13 protein-coding genes, 1 tRNA gene and 1 pseudogene are annotated in these 18,795 nt (G+C 68.3%); 12 read left to right on the top strand and 3 right to left on the bottom strand.

The features are described from left to right. Positions 1-255: 255 nt before the first annotated feature. Positions 256-2,979 (bottom strand): DNA polymerase I, encoded by a 2,724-nt coding sequence (gene polA / locus HUV60_RS25850; RefSeq protein ID WP_257849602.1) that lies wholly within the window; start codon positions 2,977-2,979, stop codon positions 256-258. Positions 2,980-3,254: 275 nt separating this feature from the next. On the opposite strand from polA, the gene HUV60_RS25845 reads away from it, so the two are divergent. The 9 genes from HUV60_RS25845 to HUV60_RS25805 all read left to right on the top strand — a co-directional run bounded on the left by HUV60_RS25845 (position 3,255) and on the right by HUV60_RS25805 (position 13,399). Then, on the top strand, positions 3,255-5,534 hold the full coding sequence (locus tag HUV60_RS25845) for an FdhF/YdeP family oxidoreductase (protein ID WP_257849601.1): 2,280 nt from the start codon (positions 3,255-3,257) through the stop codon (positions 5,532-5,534). Positions 5,535-5,604: 70 nt separating this feature from the next. Beyond that, positions 5,605-6,099, top strand: coding sequence for a PaaI family thioesterase (locus HUV60_RS25840; protein WP_257849600.1), 495 nt, complete (start codon positions 5,605-5,607; stop codon positions 6,097-6,099). Between the two features lie 107 nt (positions 6,100-6,206). Further along, positions 6,207-6,701 carry a hypothetical protein gene (locus HUV60_RS25835; RefSeq protein WP_331462023.1) on the top strand — a complete coding sequence of 165 codons (495 nt, stop codon included), beginning with the start codon at positions 6,207-6,209 and terminating at the stop codon, positions 6,699-6,701. Between the two features lie 284 nt (positions 6,702-6,985). After that, complete coding sequence (locus HUV60_RS33655) at positions 6,986-7,375, top strand: hypothetical protein (RefSeq protein WP_331462022.1); 390 nt, start codon at positions 6,986-6,988, stop codon at positions 7,373-7,375. Positions 7,376-7,647: 272 nt separating this feature from the next. Next, on the top strand, positions 7,648-8,886 hold the full coding sequence (locus tag HUV60_RS25825; protein ID WP_257849598.1) for a branched-chain amino acid ABC transporter substrate-binding protein: 1,239 nt from the start codon (positions 7,648-7,650) through the stop codon (positions 8,884-8,886). Positions 8,887-8,998: 112 nt separating this feature from the next. Further along, positions 8,999-9,931 (top strand): branched-chain amino acid ABC transporter permease, encoded by a 933-nt coding sequence (locus HUV60_RS25820; protein ID WP_257849597.1) that lies wholly within the window; start codon positions 8,999-9,001, stop codon positions 9,929-9,931. Positions 9,932-9,936: 5 nt separating this feature from the next. Further along, positions 9,937-11,763 (top strand): branched-chain amino acid ABC transporter permease, encoded by a 1,827-nt coding sequence (locus tag HUV60_RS25815; RefSeq protein ID WP_257849596.1) that lies wholly within the window; start codon positions 9,937-9,939, stop codon positions 11,761-11,763. 5 nt (positions 11,764-11,768) lie between these two features. Continuing rightward, complete coding sequence (locus HUV60_RS25810; protein ID WP_257849595.1) at positions 11,769-12,686, top strand: ABC transporter ATP-binding protein; 918 nt, start codon at positions 11,769-11,771, stop codon at positions 12,684-12,686. Then, on the top strand, positions 12,683-13,399 hold the full coding sequence (locus tag HUV60_RS25805; RefSeq protein ID WP_257849594.1) for an ABC transporter ATP-binding protein: 717 nt from the start codon (positions 12,683-12,685) through the stop codon (positions 13,397-13,399). The genes HUV60_RS25810 and HUV60_RS25805 overlap by 4 nt, the downstream gene beginning before the upstream one ends. 74 nt (positions 13,400-13,473) lie before the next feature. On the opposite strand, the gene HUV60_RS25800 is transcribed toward HUV60_RS25805, so the two are convergent. Beyond that, positions 13,474-14,130, bottom strand: coding sequence for an ANTAR domain-containing response regulator (locus tag HUV60_RS25800; protein ID WP_257849593.1), 657 nt, complete (start codon positions 14,128-14,130; stop codon positions 13,474-13,476). 103 nt (positions 14,131-14,233) lie between these two features. On the opposite strand from HUV60_RS25800, the gene HUV60_RS25795 reads away from it, so the two are divergent. Further along, positions 14,234-14,308: transfer RNA gene (locus HUV60_RS25795), tRNA-Leu, on the top strand. 106 nt (positions 14,309-14,414) lie between these two features. Further along, positions 14,415-15,202: pseudogene (locus HUV60_RS25790) on the top strand (helix-turn-helix domain-containing protein). Positions 15,203-15,220: 18 nt separating this feature from the next. Here the strand turns inward: HUV60_RS25790 and pyk are convergent. Continuing rightward, positions 15,221-16,657, bottom strand: coding sequence for a pyruvate kinase (pyk, locus tag HUV60_RS25785; RefSeq protein ID WP_257849592.1), 1,437 nt, complete (start codon positions 16,655-16,657; stop codon positions 15,221-15,223). A gap of 251 nt (positions 16,658-16,908) precedes the next feature. Between pyk and HUV60_RS25780 the strand changes: the two genes are divergently transcribed. Next, positions 16,909-18,744 carry a bifunctional metallophosphatase/5'-nucleotidase gene (locus HUV60_RS25780; RefSeq protein ID WP_257850257.1) on the top strand — a complete coding sequence of 612 codons (1,836 nt, stop codon included), beginning with the start codon at positions 16,909-16,911 and terminating at the stop codon, positions 18,742-18,744. The last annotated feature ends 51 nt before the right edge of the window (positions 18,745-18,795 follow it).

Raw genomic sequence — 18,795 nt, 5'->3', positions numbered from 1 at the left:
AGGGCCCCCGAGGGTCCCGGCGGGCGGCGTCGGTGGTCACCGTCGACGGCGCAGCCGACCGCCGGTGATCGCAGCGACCCTCGGCGCGCCGCCCCGTGCCGTCACCGGGCCCGGGTGAAGGGCTGGTGATCAGCAGCGTCCCCGCGGGGACAACAGAGGACACCGGCAGGCGACGGGAGGGAACGGCCGGTGCCTGCCGACAGCCCTTCCGTCATCTCTGCCCTCGCCCGTCGCTCCCGGCCGTGCCCGGTGTCGTCAGTGTGCCGCCGACTCCCAGTCCGGGCCCGCGCCGACCGAGACGCCCAGCGGGACGCGGAGCCGGACCGCGTCGGCCATCTCCCGACGGATCAGTTCCTCCGCCACCGGGCGCTCGCCAGGGGCGATCTCCAGGACGATTTCGTCGTGGACCTGGAGGAGCATGCGGGACTTGAGGTCCGCCTCACGCAGCGCGCGGTCCACGTTCAGCATGGCGATCTTCACGATGTCCGCCGCCGTGCCCTGGATCGGCGCGTTCAGCGCCATGCGCTCGGCCGCCTCGCGACGCTGACGGTTGTCGCTGTTGAGGTCGGGCAGGTAGCGCCGGCGGCCGAAGAGGGTCGCCGTGTAGCCCGTCGCCCGCGCCTCGTCGACCACGCGGCGCAGGTAGTCCCGTACGCCGCCGAACCGCTCGAAGTACGCGTCCATCAGGGCGCGGGCCTCGGCCGCCTCGATGTTCAGCTGCTGCGAGAGCCCGAAGGCCGACAGCCCGTACGCGAGGCCGTACGACATCGCCTTGATCTTGCGGCGCATCTCCGCGTCCACGGCGGACTGCTCGACCGCGAACACCTGCGCGGCGGCCGTGGTGTGCAGGTCCTCGCCGGAGGTGAACGCCTCGATGAGACCGGCGTCCTCGGAGAGGTGGGCCATCACCCGCAGCTCGATCTGGCTGTAGTCGGCGGTGAGGAGGGACTCGAAGCCCTCGCCGACGACGAAGCCCCGGCGGATCGCGCGTCCCTCGTCGGTACGGACGGGGATGTTCTGCAGGTTCGGGTCGGTCGACGACAGGCGGCCGGTGGCGGCGACCGTCTGGTTGAACGTGGTGTGGATCCGGCCGTCCGCGGCGACCGTCTTGATCAGGCCCTCGACGGTCACGCGCAGCTTCGCCTGCTCACGGTGGCGGAGCATGATCACCGGCAGCTCGTTGTCGGTCTGGCCGGCCAGCCAGGCCAGGGCGTCGGCGTCGGTCGTGTAGCCGGTCTTGGTCTTCTTCGTCTTCGGCAGGCCGAGTTCGCCGAAGAGGACCTCCTGGAGCTGCTTGGGCGAGCCCAGATTGAACTCGTGCCCCGCCGCCGCGTGCGCCTCCTTCACGGCCTGCTGCACGGCGCCCGCGAACATCTGCTCCATGGACTCCAGATGGGCACGGTCCGCCGCGATGCCGTACCGCTCCATACGGGCCAGCAGGACGGACGTCGGCAGCTCCATGCTCCGCAGCAGGTCCGCGGCGCCCACCTCCTGCAGGCGGTCCTCGAAGGCCTCGCCCAGGTCGACGACCGCGCGGGCCTGCACCATCAGGGCCTCGGCCTCGGCGGCGTCGTCCGCGCCGAAGGCCAGCTGGCCGTCGGCCGCGGCGGCGGGCACCAGCTCGCGGTGCAGGTACTCCGGGGACAGGGCGTCCAGGGCGAAGGAGCGGCGGCCCGGCTTGACCAGGTAGGCGGCGAGCGCCGTGTCCATGGAGATGCCCTCGACGCTCCAGCCGTGCTCGGCGAAGACCCGCATCGCACCCTTGGCGTTGTGGAACACCTTGGGCCGGCCCGCGTCCGCGAGCCAGGCGGCGAACGCCTGCTCGTCGCTCTCGTCCAGCTCGGCCGGGTCGAACCAGGCGGCCGGTCCGGCGGCCGCGGCCAGGGCGATCTCGGCGACCGAGCCGGTCCCCAGCGCCCAGGTGTCGACCGTGGCGACGCCGAGGGGGCCGGTGGTGTGCTCGGCGAGCCAGCCGGTCAGTTCGCCCGCGCCCAGGACGGTCCCGTCCAGCTCCACGCCGTCCGCGACCGGGGTGGCCCCGGCCTCCTGCGCTCCGGGGTCGACGGCGAAGAGCCGCTCGCGCAGCGACGGGTTCCTGATCTCCAGGGTGTCCAGGATCGTCGCGACGGCCTTGCGATCGTAGGCGGTCCGCTCCAGGTCGGCGACGTCCTTGGCCAGTTCGACCTGCCGCTCCAGCTCGGTGAGGCGGCGGTTGAGCTTGACCGACTCCAGGTGGTCGCGCAGATTCTGCCCGGCCTTGCCCTTGACCTCGTCCACCCGCTCGACGAGGTCCGTGAAGGAACCGAACTGGTTGATCCACTTCGCGGCCGTCTTCTCACCGACACCGGGAATACCGGGCAGATTGTCGGACGGGTCGCCGCGCAGTGCCGCGAAATCGGGGTACTGCGCAGGCGTCAGCCCGTACTTCTCGAACACCTTCTCGGGAGTGAACCGGGTCAGCTCGGAGACCCCCTTGGTCGGATACAGCACCGTGGTGTGCTCGGAGACCAGCTGGAAGGAGTCCCGGTCACCGGTGACGATCAGCACGTCGAAGCCCTCGGCCTCGGCGCGGGTGGCGAGCGTGGCGATGACGTCGTCCGCCTCGAACCCCTCGACCGCGAAGCGCGGGGAGTGCATCGCGTCGAGCAGTTCCCCGATCAGCTCGACCTGACCCTTGAACTCGTCCGGGGTCTTGGAGCGGTTCGCCTTGTACTCGGCGAACTCCGCCGAACGCCAGGTCTTGCGGGAGACGTCGAAGGCCACCGCGAAGTGTGTGGGCGCCTCGTCGCGCAGCGTGTTCGCCAGCATCGACGCGAAGCCGTAGATCGCGTTCGTCGGCCGGCCCGTCGCGGTGGTGAAGTTCTCCACGGGCAGCGCGAAGAACGCGCGGTAGGCCAGCGAATGCCCGTCCATGAGCATCAGTCGCGGTCGGGCTTCGCCGGAGGTCTGGTCGGTCTTCTTCGCTGCTGTCTCTGCCACGCCCCCGATCCTGTCACGCCCCACTGACAGTCGGCCCCGCCCCCGCGCCGCCGGACGCCATGACCGCCCGCGGCCGACGCCCCGCGTCCGGTCCCCCTCCCCCACAAGCCGCCCCCAAGCGTTCGCGACCGTTCACAACTGTTCACGGCGAATGTCCCTGCCGCCCTCCCGACCGGAGCCCGCCCGACCGGAGCCCGCCCGGCCTCCGCCGTCGTCACCGTCCCGTGCGAGGATCGGAGGCGTACGTCACACGTGTACGCGAGGAGGAGTGCGCGATGGCCAGCAAGCCGCCCAAGGGGGACCCGGTCCAGGACGCGCCGAAGGTCGCCGAGCCGAAACACGCGGCCGCAGGCCTCACGGCCATCGGCCACGGTCTGCGCATGGCCCACCAGCAGATGGGCGTGAAACGCACGGCACTGACCCTCCTGAGCGTCAACCAGAAGAACGGCTTCGACTGTCCGGGCTGCGCCTGGCCCGAGCCCGAGCACCGGCACACGGCGGAGTTCTGCGAGAACGGCGCGAAGGCCGTGGCCGAGGAGGCCACCCTGCGCCGGGTCACCCCCGAGTTCTTCGCCCGGCACCCCGTCGCCGACCTGGCCGGCCGCAGCGGCTACTGGCTGGGCCAGCAGGGCCGCCTGACCCACCCCGTCTACCTCCCCGAGGGCGGTGACCGCTACGAACCCGTCACCTGGGAGCGTGCCTTCGACATCGTCGCCGAGGAGATCAACGCCCTCGACTCCCCCGACGAGGCCGTCTTCTACACCTCCGGACGCACCAGCAACGAGGCCGCGTTCCTCTACCAGCTGTTCGCGCGTGAACTCGGCACCAACAACCTCCCCGACTGCTCGAACATGTGCCACGAGTCCTCCGGCTCCGCCCTGTCCGAGACGATCGGCGTCGGCAAGGGCAGCGTCCTGCTCGAGGACCTCCACAAGGCCGACCTGATCATCGTCGCCGGACAGAACCCCGGCACCAACCACCCGCGCATGCTCTCCGCCCTGGAGAAGGCCAAGGAGAACGGCGCACGGATCATCAGTGTCAACCCGCTGCCCGAGGCCGGCCTGGAACGCTTCAAGAACCCGCAGACCCCCAAGGGCCTCACCGCCGGCGCCGCCCTGACCGACCTGTTCCTGCAGATCCGCCTCGGCGGCGACCAGGCCCTCTTCCGTATTCTCAACAAGCTGATCCTCGACACGCCCGACGCCGTCGACGAGGACTTCGTCCGTGAACACACCCACGGCTACGAGGACTTCGCCGAGGCCGCCCGCGCCGCCGACTGGGACGCCACCCTCACCGCGACCGGCCTCACCCGCGAGGACATCGAGACGTGCCTGCGCATGGTCCTCGAATCCCGGCGCGTCATCGTGTGCTGGGCGATGGGCCTCACCCAGCACAAGCACTCCGTGCCCATGATCCGCGAAATCGTCAACTTCCTGCTGCTGCGGGGCAACATCGGCCGCCCCGGCGCGGGCGTCTGCCCGGTGCGCGGCCACTCCAACGTGCAGGGCGACCGCACCATGGGCATCTTCGAGCGGCCCGCCGGGGCGTTCCTGGACACCCTGGAGAAGGAGTTCGGTTTCGCCCCGCCGCGCGAACACGGCTACGACGTCGTACGGGCCATCCGCGCACTGCGCGACGGAGAGGCGAAGGTCTTCTTCGCCATGGGCGGCAACTTCGTCTCCGCCTCCCCCGACACCGAGGTCACCGAGGCCGCGATGCGCCGGGCCCGGCTGACCGTGCACGTGTCGACCAAGCTGAACCGCTCGCACGCCGTCACCGGCGCGCGGGCCCTCGTCCTGCCGACCCTGGGGCGCACCGAACGCGACCTGCAGGGCGGCGGCGAGCAGTTCGTGACGGTCGAGGACTCCATGGGCATGGTGCACGCCTCCCGCGGACGCCTCGAACCGGCGAGCACACAGCTGCTGTCCGAACCCGCCATCGTCTGCCGGCTGGCCCGCCGCGTCCTCGGCGCCGGCAGCAAGGTACCGTGGGAGGAGTTCGAGAAGGACTACGCGACGATCCGCGACCGCATCGCACGCGTGATCCCCGGCTTCGAGGACTTCAACGCGCGCGTGGCCGACCCCTCGGGCTTCGCCCTCCCCCACGCCCCGCGCGACGAGCGGCGCTTTCCCACCGCCACCGGCAAGGCCAACTTCACGGCCGCCCCGGTCGAGTACCCCGAACTGCCGAAGGGGCGGCTGCTGCTGCAGACCCTGCGCTCGCACGACCAATACAACACCACGATCTACGGCCTCGACGACCGCTACCGCGGCATCAGGAACGGCCGCCGCGTGGTGCTCGTCAACCCCGAGGACGCACGCGAGCTGCGGCTCGCGGACGGTTCGTACGTCGACCTGGTCGGCGAGTGGAAGGACGGTGTGGAGCGCAGGGCCCCCGGATTCCGCGTCGTGCACTACCCGACGGCCCGCGGCTGCGCCGCCGCGTACTACCCGGAGACCAACGTCCTCGTGCCGCTGGACGCGACCGCCGACACCAGCAACACCCCGGCCAGCAAGTCCGTCGTGGTCCGGCTGGAACAATCTGCGACCGACTGAGCGTTTGCTCAGTGCGGTGCGGCGCCGTACCGCACCGCCGCAGTGATCACGACGAACGGAGCCCGGCCCCATGGGAGAGCAGCAGCACGTCACGTTCCCGCAAGAGGTCATCGACGAGTACGCCTCGCTCGGCGTGGACCTGCGGGCGCTGTTCTCCGCCGGTCCTCTCGGCACCCGCATGGGCGTGCGGATCCTGGAGGCCTCGGCCGAGCGCGTCGTCGGGACGATGCCGGTGGAGGGCAACACCCAGCCCTACGGGCTGCTGCACGGCGGCGCCTCCGCAGTCCTGGCCGAGACCCTCGGGTCGGTGGGGTCGATGCTGCACGGCGGCGCCGGCCGGATCGCCGTGGGCGTCGACCTCAACTGCACCCACCACCGCGGCGCGCGTTCGGGACTGGTCACCGGGATCGCCACCCCGGTGCACCGGGGGCGCTCCACCGCCACGTACGAGATCGTCATCAGCGACGAGGCCGGCAAGCGGGTGTGCACCGCGCGCCTGACCTGCCTGCTGCGCGACCTCGGCCCGAAGGGCGCGCAGCAGGCCCTCGGCGCCGCGACGGGCTGAGACCCGGCCGGCCGACCGGCCAAGGGGTGGTGCGGGGCGCGTGACCGCCCCGCACCACCCCTTGTCCGCCCATTGCCCGGGACTCGTGGGCGTCCTACCGTTCGGGCATGGAACGGGGAGGCGCCACCCGGCCCGCCACGCGGGGCCCCGGCCGCCCCCTGCGCACGAGGCTGCCGCTCCCTCCACTCCCACTCCCCTCACCCTCCGGACTCCTCCCGCCGGTCTTCACGACGGCGTTCCCGGCTGCCCTCGTGACCGTCCTCCTGGCAACCGGATGCGTTCCGTCCGAACGCACCGGCACTCCGGCACCGTCCCTGCCGCCGACCTCCCCGTCGGCGACCGCACCCGAGGACGTGTGCGTACGGATCGTCACCCACTGGGCCCGCGAGGTGCTGGACGGCACCAGCTACGGCGACTACCAGTCGATGGGCCTGTCCAACGGCCAGTACGACATCCTGCGCGACGCCGTGGACGCCGCCCGCCCCGTCCGTGAGCGCCAAGGCACCCCGGCCGCCCACGGCGTGATCGGCCGTCACGTCCGCGGGGCCTGCGCCGAGCGGTACCGCACCGGCGGACCGGCGGACGAAGGCGCCTGGCGGTGAACGCCATCGGCCCCGTGGAACCCGGTGACGGGACCCGCCTCCCGGCCGCCCCACCGCTCCTCCACGCCCCCCAGCCCCCCGCGGCCCCCCTCGGCCCCCTCGGCCCGCTCAGCTCCCGCCACGAGCGCCTCACACGGCTGTACGGGCGTCACCGCCGGGCCGTACTCGCCGCCCTCACCGCGGCGACCGTCCTCGCGGCCGGCGTCCTCCTGCACGCCACCCGCCCCCGTCAACTCCCGCCTCCCGCACCGCCGTTGCCCTCCGCAGCGACGACCATCACCTACGTGAAACCGCAGGCCACAGGCCCGGAAACAGACAAACGGAATTTCACCTTCGCCATCGAACTCGCCGTGGAATCAGACCCCCCGGTCACCGTCACCCGCATATCCCAGCCGTACGCGGGCCTTTCCGCGACCTCCAGCCCACGCACCCCTTTCCGGACAAAAGCAGGATCCCCCCGCAAAGTCGCCGTCACCCTGCGCATCACGGAATGCGGAGGATTGCCAGGGAACGCCGGACTGCCTTTCCTGGATGTAACTCTACGTAATGCGCGCGCAATACAGACCCACAGCTTCATCCTCGGACCGCGCTACGCACAGGACCTCTCCCTGGCCCTGCAGGTCGCCTACAGGTCGCCTGCAGCAACGATTTTCGGTAATCACCAAAACTCCTGATACACCTGAACGCACCCCGCCCGGTCCTGCGGTTTCTCACCATCCGGACAGGCCAAAACGGCTTGAATTCCGCCGTTCCCCCCACTCAGTACCGCTCTGCAATACGTCGTGTCATAACAAGAGAGTCACAGCATTGGCCAGACCCTCCTCCCCGTTCCCCCCACCCGCTTAGAGTCACGGCCAGTCACCGCGCACCCCGATTATCACTTCGGCCCAGCGCTCGACTCGGCCGTTTCCACCGGGAAACGGCCGTCAGGGGAAAGGACTGGATCGTGCGTCAACGTTCACTCATCGCCGTCACCGCTGCCTTGGCGGCGGGAGCACTCACCCTCACCGCTTGCGGTTCGCGCGACGAGAACGGCGGCGGCAGCTCGGACTCCGGCAACGGCGGCACCACCACCGTCGTCATCGGCGTCGACGCGCCGCTGACCGGCGACCTGTCCGCGCTGGGCCTCGGCATCAAGAACTCCGTGGACCTCGCCGCCAAGACCGCCAACAAGGAAAAGACCGTCGAAGGCATCACCTTCGAGGTCGAAGCCCTCGACGACCAGGCACAGCCCTCCTCCGGCCAGCAGAACGCCACCAAGTTCGTCGCCGACGACGAGGTCCTCGGCGTCGTCGGCCCGCTGAACTCCTCCGTCGGCGAATCCATGCAGAAGGTCCTCGACGACGCCAAGCTCGTCCAGGTCTCACCCGCCAACACGAGCCCCGCCCTCACCCAGGGCACCGACTGGCAGACCGACCCGGCGCGCCCCTACAAGTCCTACTTCCGTACCGCGACCACGGACGCCATCCAGGGCCCGTTCGCCGCCCAGTACCTGTACAACGACTCCAAGAAGCGCAAGGTCTTCGTCATCGACGACAAGAAGACCTACGGCGCCGGCCTCGCCGGCACCTTCACTGACGAGTTCAAGAAACTCGGCGGCGACGTCGTGGGCACCGAGCACATCAACCCCGACACCAAGGACTTCTCCGCGGTCGCCACCAAGGTCAAGAACTCCGGCGCCGACGTCGTCTACTACGGCGGCGAATACCCCCAGGCCGGCCCCCTCAGCAAGCAGATCAAGGCCGCAGGCGCCAAGATCCCGCTCGTCGGCGGCGACGGCATCTACAGCGCCGAGTTCATCAAGCTCGCCGGCACCACCGGCACCGGCGACCTCGCCACCTCCGTCGGCGCCCCCGTCGAAGACCTCCCCTCCGCCAAGGAGTTCGTCGCCAACTACGAGGCCGAGGGCTACAAGGAGGACTACGAGGCCTACGGCGGCTACAGCTACGACTCGGCCTGGGCCGTCATCGAAGCCGTCAAGAAGGTCGTCGAGGACAACGACGGCAAGCTCCCCGACGACGCACGCGAAAAGGTCGCCGCCGCCATGCAGGACGTCTCCTTCGACGGAGTCACCGGCCCCGTCGCCTTCGACGAGTTCGGCGACGCCACCAACAAGCAGCTGACCGTCTACGCCGTCGAGAACGGCGACTGGAACGACGTCAAGTCCGGCACCTACACCGGCTGACCCGGACCCGAACCAACCGAGCCGCGCGGGGCGCCACACCACTGGCGCCCCGCGCGGCTCACATCCGGCCCCATCATCCGTCGAACATTCCGAACGTCTCGGAGGACATGCGGTGAACGAACTGCCGCAGCAGCTGGTCAACGGCCTGCTACTGGGATCCATGTACGGGCTGGTCGCCCTCGGCTACACAATGGTCTACGGCATTGTCCAGCTCATCAACTTCGCCCACGGCGAGATCTTCATGACCGGCGCCTTCGGCGCACTCACGGTCTATCTCTACATCCTGCCCGACGGCACCTCCATGCTCATCGCCCTCCCCCTCATGATCATCGGCGCGATGCTCGTCTCCACCACCGTCGCCGTCGGGGCGGAACGGTTCGCCTACCGGCCCCTCCGAGGCGCCCCACGCCTCGCCCCACTCATCACCGCCATCGGCCTCTCCCTCGCCCTCCAGCAAGCCGTATGGGCCTGGTACCCCGACGCGAAGTCCGCCCACACCTTCCCCAGCATCCCCGGCGGCCCCTTCGAAATCGGCTCCGTCACCATCCAGACCGGTGACATCTTCGTCCTCTGCGCCGCCCCCCTCAGCATGGCCATCCTCGGTTACTTCGTCATGCGCACCCGCACCGGACGCGGCATGCAAGCCACCGCCCAGGACCCCGACACCGCCAAACTCATGGGCATCAACACCGACCGCATCATCGTGGTCGCCTTCGCCCTCGGCGCCGTCTTCGCCGCCGTCGGCGGCGTCGCCTACGGCCTCAAATACGGCCAGATCGACTTCCGAATGGGCTTCATCCTCGGACTCAAAGCCTTCACCGCCGCCGTCCTCGGCGGCATCGGCAACATCTACGGAGCCATGCTCGGCGGCCTCGTCCTCGGCATCGCCGAAGCCCTGTCCACCGCCTACATCTCCGACATCCCCGGCATGAACCAGTTCGGCAGCCAGTCCTGGGCCGACGTCTGGGCGTTCATACTCCTCATCCTCGTGCTCCTCTTCAGGCCCCAGGGCCTGCTCGGCGAGCGCGTCGCGGACAGGGCGTGACACCGATGACCACACACACCACCACCCCCAAGACCCCCGACACCCCCACCACCCACACCCCCACAGGCCTCATCGGCATGCCCCCGCACATCGGCCGCGCCCTCGCCACCGGCGGCGGCGCCCTCGCCACCGTCTCCACCTTCCTCGCCTGGACCTGGACCAGCGAATTCCCCGGCGACCTCACCTACTACGGCTACCCCGGCGGCCTCCAGGTCCTCGTCCTCATCGGCGGCCTCCTCACCACCCTCCTCGGCCTCGCCTCCTACGGCACCAAGGGCCTCCAATGGCTCACCCCCGCAGGTGCCGACAGCGCCCTCAAGCTCGCCGCCGCCGGCACCTTCGCCACCACCTGGTACACCGTCACCGCCATCAGCATCAACCTCGGCGGAGTCGTCAACCTCGAACCCGGTGGCTGGACCGCTGCCGTCGTCACCCTCGTGGCCCTCCTCGGCGCTTACGCCCTCCCCTTCGACCGGCCGGCACCCGACCCCCACGACCCCGACGACAGCGGATGGGAAAGGTTCCGCCACACCACCCGGCACAACTTCGCCGTCCTGCGCGCATCCATCGCCACCGGCCGCACCCGGCCCGCACGCGAACTGCCCGCCTACGCCGAAATCCTCATCGTCGTCGCCGCCCTCGCCCTCGGCCTGATCATCTTCACCTACGGCATCGGCACCGAATACGACGAACTCTTCATCGGCTTCCTCATCACCGCCGGCTTCGGCTTCGCCGCCGTCATCAAAGCCGGACTCATCAACCGCGTCTCCGCCATCACCGCCGAACACCGCAACGTCACCCTCATCGGCGCCTTCGTCGCAGCCGCGGCCTTCCCCTTCACCCAGTCCGACGACCAGTACGCCACCATCGGCGTCTACATCCTCATCTTCGCCACCGTCGCACTCGGCCTCAACATCGTCGTCGGCCTCGCCGGCCTCCTCGACCTCGGATACGTCGCCTTCCTCGGCGTCGGCGCCTACACCGCCGCCATGGTCTCCGGAAGCCCCTCCAGCCCCTTCGACATCCACCTCCCCTTCTGGCTCAGCGCCCTCCTCGGCGCAGCCGTCGCCATGGTCTTCGGCGTCCTCATCGGAGCCCCCACCCTCCGCCTGCGCGGCGACTACCTCGCCATCGTCACCCTCGGCTTCGGCGAAATCTTCCGCATCGCCGTCCTCAACACCGACGGCACCTCCGGACCCGACATCACCAACGGCTCCAACGGCATCTCCTCCATCCCCAACCTCAACATCCTCGGCTTCGACTTCGGCCAGGAACACAGCATCGCCGGCTTCACCATCGGCCGCTTCGCCAACTACTTCCTGCTCATGCTCCTCATCACGCTGATCGTCGTCATCGTCTTCCGACGCAGCAGCGACTCCCGCATCGGCCGAGCCTGGGTAGCCATCCGCGAAGACGAAACCGCCGCCCTCGCCATGGGCATCAACGGCTTCCGCGTCAAACTCGTCGCCTTCGCCCTCGGCGCCACACTCGCCGGCCTCGCCGGCACCGTCCAGGCCCACGTCACCTACACCGTCACCCCCGAGCAGTACCAGTTCGCCCACGTCGTCCCACCCAACAGCGCCTTCCTCCTCGCCGCCGTCGTCCTCGGCGGCATGGGCACCATCAGCGGACCCCTCGTCGGCGCAGCACTGCTCTACCTCATCCCCGCCAAACTCCAGTTCCTCGGCGACTACCAACTCCTCGCCTTCGGACTCGCACTCGTCCTCCTCATGCGCTTCCGCCCCGAAGGACTCATCCCCAACCGGCGCCGACAGCTCGAATTCCACGAAGAGGCCGAACCACCCACAGTCCTCAGCAAGGCAGGGGCCTGACCACCATGACCACCGACACCACCACCAAGAACACCCCCACCGGCGCCACCCCCGGCGAAACCGTCCTCGACGCCCGCGGCGTCACCATGCGATTCGGCGGCCTCACCGCCGTCCGCGACGTCGACCTCACCGTCAACAGCGGCGAAATCGTCGGCCTCATCGGACCCAACGGCGCCGGAAAAACCACCTTCTTCAACTGCCTCACCGGCCTCTACATCCCCACCGAAGGCGAAGTCCGCTACAAGGGCAACGTACTGCCCCCCAAATCCTTCAAAGTCACCGCCGCCGGAATCGCCCGCACCTTCCAGAACATCCGCCTCTTCAGCAACATGACCGTCCTGGAAAACGTCCTCGTCGGCCGCCACACCCGCACCAAAGAAGGCCTCTGGTCCGCCCTCCTCCGCGGCCCCGGCTTCCATAAAGCCGAAGCGAAATCCCGCGCACGCGCCATGGAGCTACTCGACTTCGTCGGCCTCGCCGACAAAGCCGAACACCTCTCCCGCAACCTCCCCTACGGCGAACAACGCAAACTCGAGATCGCCCGCGCCCTCGCCAGCGAACCCGGCCTCCTGCTCCTCGACGAACCCACCGCCGGCATGAACCCCCAGGAAACCCGCGCCGCCGAAGAACTCATCTTCGCCATCCGCGACATGGGCATCGCCATCCTCGTCATCGAGCACGACATGCGCTTCATCTTCAACCTCTGCGACCGCGTCGCCGTCCTCGTCCAAGGACAAAAACTCGTCGAAGGCGACGCCACCACCGTCCAGGGCGACGAACGCGTCATCGCCGCCTACCTCGGAGAACCCCTCGAAAACGAACCCGGTGCCGAGGAAGCAGCCGAAGTCGAAGCCGCCGCAGCCGCCGCAGCCGCCGCCGAGACCACCACGGACGCAGCGCTCGGCAAGGAGAACGACCGATGACCGCACTCCTCGAAGTCGAAGACCTCAAAGTCGCCTACGGTAAAATCGAAGCCGTCAAAGGCATCTCCTTCAAGGTCGAAGCCGGCGAAGTCGTCACCCTCATCGGAACCAACGGCGCAGGCAAAACCACCACACTCCGCACCCTCTCCGGCCTCCTCAAGCCCGTCGGCGGCCAGATCAAATTCAACGGCAAATCCCTCAAGAAGATCCCCGCCCACGAAATCGTCTCCCACGGCCTCGCCCACTCCCCCGAAGGTCGACATATCTTCCCCCGCATGACCATCGAGGACAACCTCCGCCTCGGCGCCTTCCTCCGCACCGACAAAGCAGGCATCGAAAAGGACATCCAACGCGCCTACGACCTCTTCCCCATCCTCGGAGAACGCCGCAAGCAGGCCGCCGGAACCCTTTCCGGCGGAGAACAGCAAATGCTCGCCATGGGCAGAGCCCTCATGTCCCGGCCCAAACTCCTCATGCTCGACGAACCCTCCATGGGCCTCTCACCGATCATGATGCAGAAAATCATGGCCACCATCACCGAACTCAAGGCCCAGGGCACCACCATCCTCCTCGTCGAACAGAACGCCCAAGCCGCGCTCTCCCTCGCCGACCACGGCCACGTCATGGAAGTCGGCAACATCGTCCTCTCCGGAACCGGAGAAGACCTCCTCCACGACGAATCCGTCCGCAACGCCTACCTCGGCGTCGACTGACCCACCCCACTCACCACAACACCGAGGCCCGCGCCCCCGAAAAGGGACGCGGGCCTCACCAACACCACCGACACCTACTCCTTCGACGCCTTCTTCTCCGCCGCGTCGTCAATAACCGCCTGCGCCACCTGCTGCATCGACATCCGTCGATCCATCGACGTCTTCTGAATCCACCGGAACGCCGCCGGCTCCGACAACCCGTACACCGTCTGCAACACCGACTTCGCCCGGTCCACCAGCTTCCGCGTCTCCAGCCGCAGACTCAGATCCGCGACCTCACGCTCCAGCTCCTGCAACTCCGTGAACCGCGACACCGCCATCTCGATCGCCGGCACCACATCACTCTTCGAGAACGGCTTCACCAGATACGCCATCGCCCCCGCATCCCGCGCCCGCTCCACCAGGTCACGCTGCGAGAACGCCGTCAGCATCAATACCGGCGCGATACCCTCCTCGGCGATCTTCTCCGCCGCCGAGATACCGTCCAGCTTCGGCATCTTCACATCGAGAATCACCAGATCAGGACGGTGCTCACGAGCCAGCTCCACCGCCCGCTCACCATCACCGGCCTCACCGACGACGGTGTACCCCTCCTCCTCCAGCATCTCTTTGAGATCGAGCCGGATCAGCGCCTCGTCCTCGGCGATGACGACGCGCGTCGTCATCGGAGGCACGTGCGACTTGTCGCCGTCGGACGCGTCTACTGGCTGGGGCGACTCGGGGACGCTCACGTGGGGCTCCTTGATGCGGGGCAGACCGGTACTGCTGACAAGAGCGTACCTAGCTGCGGTAAGGTGGGGGCACGGCGGGTGACCGCCAGCCTTCGTTTCCCAGGCCCCCGTAGCCCAATTGGCAGCAGGCAATGGATTCAAAACCCATACAGTGTCGGTTCGAGTCCGACCGGGGGCACTTTTCCTTTGATTCCCAGGCTCGCGCGGGGGAACGGATGTCCACGTCCTCGTGAACCTGGGCGATCTTCTGCGTGTCGCCGTAGACGGCGCCCAACAGTGGCTCCATGTACATCCATGACACACAGGTGCGGCAGAAGGCCCTGACACTCCTGCGCGGCGGCGCAAAGACCACGGAAGTGGCCCGGGATCTCAGTGTCCTGGTAGGAACGATCAGCTACGGAAAGCGTCTGGACCGCGCCAGGCGCGGCGAATGCTCAGGAGCCCACCAATCGGTCTGCCCACGCGGTGAGGGCGACCTGGACGAGGCGGCCTGCACCTACCTGCGGGGGCTCTGGCTCGGCGAGGGTCATATCGTCCAGAACCCGTTCCACGCGAACGCCGAGCCTCTCCGTCGTATGCGCCGAATCGTGGCCCGGCCTCATGGACGCCTGCGAGAGCGCCATGCGTTCCGTCTTCCCCCAACAGCTCGGTCTGCCGAGTGCACCGCAGGGGATGCCGTGAGGTCAAGCTCTACTCGAAGCACATCCGGTGCCTCTTCCCTCAGCACGGCCCCGGCAAAAAGCACCAGCGGGTGACTGCTCTGACGCCTTGGCAGCAGGGGCTTGTCGACAGCCACCCCTGGGAGTTCGTTCGAGGGCTCATCCACTCCGACGGGTGCCGGATGACGAATTGGGCCACGCGCATGGTGCGTGGTGAACGGAAACGCTATGAGGACCCCCGGTACTTCTTCTCCAGCAAGTCCGACGACATCCGGGACCTCGGCACCGACACCCTGGATCGCCTCGGCGTCGAGTGGACGCACTGCACGCGTGACGGCGTGCCGTTCAACATCTCCGCCGCCAAGAAGGTGTCCGTTGCCCTGATGGGCCTTCACGTGGGCCCCAAGTACTGAACCGGGACCCTGCTCTGGTCACTTGGGGCTGTCGTCCTCGCCGATGTGGTGGACGCGGACGAGGTTGGTCGTGCCGGAGACGCCGGGTGGGGAGCCGGCGGTGATGACGACGATGTCGCCCTTCTTGCAGCGGCCGTAGGCCAGGAGGAGTTCGTCGACCTGGTCGACCATGGCGTCGGTGGAGTCGACGTGGGGGCCGAGGAAGGTTTCGACGCCCCAGGTGAGGCTGAGCCGGGAACGGGTGGCGGGGTCGGGGGTGAAGGCGAGGAGGGGGATGGGTGAGCGGTAGCGGGAGAGCCGACGGACGGTGTCGCCCGACTGGGTGAAGGCGATGAGGTGGGTGGCGTTGAGGAAGTCGCCCATTTCGGCGGCGGCTCGGGCGACGGCGCCGCCCTGGGTGCGGGGTTTGTTGGTCTCGGCGAGGGGTGGGAGGCCCTTGGTGAGGATGTCCTCTTCGGCCGCTTCGACGATGCGGGCCATGGTGCGGACGGAGCTGAGTGCGTGTTTTCCGACGCTGGTTTCGCCGGAGAGCATGACGGCGTCGGTGCCGTCGATGACGGCGTTGGCGACGTCGGAGGCTTCGGCACGGGTGGGGCGGGCGTTGTCGATCATCGAGTCGAGCATTTGGGTGGCGACGATGACCGGTTTGGCGTTGCGTTTGGCGAGTTTGATGGCGCGTTTTTGAACGATGGGGACTTGTTCGAGTGGCATTTCGACGCCGAGGTCTCCGCGGGCGACCATGATGCCGTCGAAGGCGGCGATGATGTCGTCGATGTTCTGGACGGCCTGGGGTTTTTCGATTTTGGCGATGACGGGGAGGCGTCGGCCTTCTTCGTCCATGATGCGGTGGACGTCTTTGATGTCGTGTCCGCTGCGCACGAAGGAGAGGGCGATGGTGTCGAAGCCGGTGCGCAGGGCCCAGCGCAGGTCGTCCTCGTCCTTTTTGGAGAGGGCGGGGACGGAGACGGCGACGCCGGGGAGGTTGAGGCCCTTGTGGTCGGAGACCATGCCGCCTTCGATGACGGTGGTGTGGACGCGGGGGCCGTCGACGGCGTCGACCTGGAGGGTGACTCTGCCGTCGTCGATGAGGATGCGTTCGCCGGTGGTGACGTCGGCGGCGAGGCCGGCGTGGGTGGTGCCGCAGGTGTGGCGGTCGCCCGGGGTGCCGTCTTCGACGGTGATGGTGAAGGTGTCGCCGCGTTCGAGGAGTACGGGGCCTTCGGTGAAGTGGCCGAGTCTGATTTTCGGGCCTTGGAGGTCGGCGAGGAGGCCGACGCTGCGGCCGGTTTCGTCGGCGGCTTTCCGGACCCGGTGGTAGCGCTCCTCGCGTTCGGCGTGGGTGCCGTGGCTGAGGTTGAGTCGGGCTACGTCCATTCCGGCGTCGACCAGGTCTTTGATCTGGTCGTATGTGTGGGTGGCGGGCCCCAGCGTGCAAACAATTTTTGCTCGGCGCATGGTCTGACCCTAGGGCTTACCGGCGGGTAGGGATGAGGGCACATGTGACCATTCGGCGGACCGGGTATGAACGGTTATTGACAGGTGTTGAATTGTGCGGCGGCGTGCTCCGATGAGCACACCGGTGTCGCCGGCTGCGGTTGCCGGTTGCCGTATCGATGCCGGTGAGGACTGTTCAGGCTCGACATGTTCAGGTCAGAATCGTCGCACGCGGATCTATGCGCGTCATTGCCTGGATGAGGAGAGCTCGGGTGCCCTTGAACCGCCGGAAGTTCCTGACGAGGTCCGCTGTGACGGGGGCGGGGGTGACGCTGGCGGGTGCGGCGGCTCCCGCGGCTCAGGCCGCCGGGGCCTCCCCTGCGGCTGCGGGCCAGGGGGCGGGGGGAAAGGGCAGGGGCAAGCCGGTGAAACGGTATGCGCTGACCGCGATGGGGACGACGGACCTGCACGGCCATGTCTTCAACTGGGACTACTTCAAGGACGCGGAGTACGAGGACGGGGCGGGCAACGCCCAGGGCCTGGCGCGGATCTCGACCCTGGTGGAGCAGGTCCGTAAGGAGAAGGGCCGGGGCAACACGATGCTGCTGGACGCGGGTGACACGATCCAGGGCACGCCGTTGGCGTACTACTACGCGAAGGTGGATCCGATCACCGCGGAGGGCGGTCCGGTGCATCCGATGGCGCAGGCGATGAACGCGATCGGGTATGACGCGGTGGCGCTCGGCAATCACGAGTTCAACTACGGGATCGAGACGCTGCGGAAGTTCGAGGAGCAGTGCCGTTTCCCGTTGCTGGGTGCGAACGCGCTGGATGCGAGGACGTTGAAGCCGGCGTTTTTGCCGTACTTCATCAAGAAGTTCCGTGTGAAGGGTGCTCCGCCGGTGCGGGTGGCGGTGCTGGGACTGACGAATCCGGGGATCGCGATCTGGGACAAGGCCTATGTGCAGGGGAAGCTGACGTTCCCGGGGCTTGAGGAGCAGGCGGCGAAGTGGGTGCCGAAGCTGCGGTCGATGGGTGCGGACGTGGTGGTGGTGTCGGCGCATTCGGGGACGTCGGGGACGTCGTCGTACGGGGATCAGTTGCCGTACGTGGAGAACGCGGCGGCGAATGTGGCGCGGCTGGTGCCGGGGATCGACGCGATTCTGGTCGGTCACGCGCATGCGGAGATCGAGGAGTTGCGGGTCGTCAATGAGGAGACGGGGCGGGAGGTGGTGCTGTCGGAGCCGCTGTGTTACGCGGAGCGGCTGACGTTGTTCGATGTCGGGCTCGTGCTGGAGCGGGGCCGGTGGCGGGTGGAGTCGGTGAGGGCGTCGCTGCGGGACGCGGCGTCGGTGGAGGACGATCCGCGGATCACGCGCCTGCTGGCGGACGAGCACGCGGAGGTGGTGGCGTATGTCAATCAGGTGGTGGGTTCGGCGACGGTGGCGTTGACGACGGTGGCGGCACGTTACAAGGACGCTCCGATCATCGATCTGATCACCAAGGTGCAGGAGGACGTGGTGCGGGCCGCGTTGGCGGGTTCGGAGTACGCGTCGTTGCCGGTGCTGTCGCAGGGGTCGCCGTTCTCGCGGACGTCCCAGATTCCGGCGGGTGAGGTGACGATCCGGGACCTGTCGGGTCTGTATGTGTATGACAACACGCTGGTGGCGAAGTTGATGACGGGTGCGCAGGTGCGGGCGTATCTGGAGTATTCGGCGGAGTATTTCGTGCGGACGGCAGTGGGTGCGCCGGTGGATGTGGCGGCTTTGACGAATGCGGGCGGGCGTCCGGATTACAACTACGACTATGTGTCGGGGTTGCGGTACGACATTGATATCGCGCAGCCGGCGGGGTCGCGGATCCGGAATGTGACGGTCGGGGGCGCTCCGTTGGACGACGCGCAGGAGTTCGTGTTCGCGGTGAACAACTACCGGGCGAACGGGGGCGGCGCGTTTCCGCATGTGGCGTCGGCGAAGGAGGTCTGGTCGGAGTCGACGGAGATCCGTACGCGGATCGCGGAGTGGGTGACGGCGCGGGGTGTGCTGGATCCGGCGGAGTTCGCGTCGGTGGACTGGCGGCTGACGCGGGAGGGCACGCCGGTGTTCTGACGCGTGGTGCTGCCCCGGGTGGAGTGAGGCGCGCCGGGGGTGCCGCGTGGT

Origin of the sequence: Streptomyces sp. KMM 9044 (genome assembly GCF_024701375.2) — a bacterium.
GTDB lineage: Bacteria > Actinomycetota > Actinomycetes > Streptomycetales > Streptomycetaceae > Streptomyces.
This window is presented reverse-complemented; position numbering and strand designations above follow the sequence as displayed.

Bases quoted from the DNA above. Each gene is read 5' to 3' on its own strand.
- HUV60_RS25845 (WP_257849601.1), top strand. From the start codon at position 3,255: ATGGCCAGCAAGCCGCCCAAGGGGGACCCGGTCCAGGACGCGCCGAAG.
- HUV60_RS25840 (WP_257849600.1), top strand. From the start codon at position 5,605: ATGGGAGAGCAGCAGCACGTCACGTTCCCGCAAGAGGTCATCGACGAG.
- HUV60_RS25835 (WP_331462023.1), top strand. From the start codon at position 6,207: ATGGAACGGGGAGGCGCCACCCGGCCCGCCACGCGGGGCCCCGGCCGC.
- HUV60_RS25815 (WP_257849596.1), top strand. From the start codon at position 9,937: ATGACCACACACACCACCACCCCCAAGACCCCCGACACCCCCACCACC.
- HUV60_RS25810 (WP_257849595.1), top strand. From the start codon at position 11,769: ATGACCACCGACACCACCACCAAGAACACCCCCACCGGCGCCACCCCC.
- HUV60_RS25805 (WP_257849594.1), top strand. From the start codon at position 12,683: ATGACCGCACTCCTCGAAGTCGAAGACCTCAAAGTCGCCTACGGTAAA.
- pyk (WP_257849592.1), bottom strand. From the start codon at position 16,657: ATGCGCCGAGCAAAAATTGTTTGCACGCTGGGGCCCGCCACCCACACA.